At 42.5% G+C, this 247-nt stretch carries 1 protein-coding gene; it reads left to right on the top strand.

The window, feature by feature from the left end; translation table 11 throughout:
• On the top strand, window positions 1–247 hold a 247-nt coding region (locus tag AAEZ00_RS21900), incomplete at both ends, for an HDOD domain-containing protein (protein ID WP_351090125.1).

Raw genomic sequence — 247 nt, 5'->3', positions numbered from 1 at the left:
AGATATAGAACAACCTCTACGAAATAAACTGGGTCGTATCGGGTACTTTTTTGCATTACCAGATATCGCGAGACAAATTCAGTCTATGTTCGCCAATGAAGAAGTTGATATCTCTCATGCCGCGGACATAATTCACCAGGAAAGTGTTATCGCTGCCAAGCTGATACAAATCGCAAACTCAGCTTTCTTAGGCTACAGCCGCAAGACTGTGAGCTTGGAAGAGGCCATAAAACGTTTAGGTCTTAAA

Origin of the sequence: Shewanella sp. S1-49-MNA-CIBAN-0167 (genome assembly GCF_040310145.1) — a bacterium.
In the GTDB taxonomy this organism is placed as follows: Bacteria; Pseudomonadota; Gammaproteobacteria; order Enterobacterales; family Shewanellaceae; genus Shewanella; species Shewanella psychromarinicola.
The sequence above is the reverse complement of the archived record's forward strand: the minus strand, read 5'-3'. Positions and strand labels throughout refer to the sequence as shown.